This window comes from Mycobacterium sp. P2_H7, assembly GCF_056403275.1.
This window is the reverse complement of record NZ_JBFUFU010000049.1, coordinates 1-470: the sequence shown is the minus strand read 5'-3', so window position 1 is coordinate 470 and position 470 is coordinate 1. Positions and strand designations below refer to the sequence as shown.

2 protein-coding genes are annotated in these 470 nt (G+C 64.3%); one reads left to right on the top strand and one right to left on the bottom strand.

What is annotated here, in order from left to right:
• Positions 1–95 (bottom strand): transglycosylase domain-containing protein (locus tag AC1DY7_RS31285; RefSeq protein ID WP_477497644.1); only part of this gene is annotated, 95 nt, incomplete at its 3' end.
• Positions 96–191: 96 nt separating this feature from the next.
• Between AC1DY7_RS31285 and AC1DY7_RS31280 the strand changes: the two genes are divergently transcribed.
• A complete protein-coding gene (locus AC1DY7_RS31280; protein ID WP_477497643.1) occupies positions 192–407 on the top strand; it encodes a hypothetical protein in 216 nt (71 codons plus the stop codon).
• Positions 408–470 lie beyond the last annotated feature (63 nt).

Genomic DNA, 470 nt, shown 5'->3' with positions numbered 1-470 from the left:
GAATTGGCCCGCACATTCTCGAAGATGGCGCGCGACAGGCCGAGAACGTCGATGCCGTAATGTTCGAAGAAGCGCCGGTCCTCGGTCGCCAGCACCGCCTTGATGACTGGTCCGGCATCTCGTCCACCGGCACGGAATCGCGCTGGATGATGCCGCGCTGGCCGATCTCGTTGCCGTAGCGGTCGAGGAAGGTGACGGCGAAATCGCCCTGGCTGCGCCAGTCGCCTGTGGTGATCTGGAAGGCCGGCATCGCCAGCGCCAGAAGCACCACGAAGCCGCCGGCGCCCATGGTAAAACCTTCGCTCAGCACCTCGATGATGCCGCGCCGCCAGCCGGTGACGCGGAAGCGCCGCGAGAAAATGGTTGCCGATTCCCAGAACTGGCCGGCCTTGAAGCCGATTTCGTAGAGCGAGGAATCGATCCACGCATCCACCGCCAGCAGTGCTGCGGCGATCGGACCTCTTCTTGGA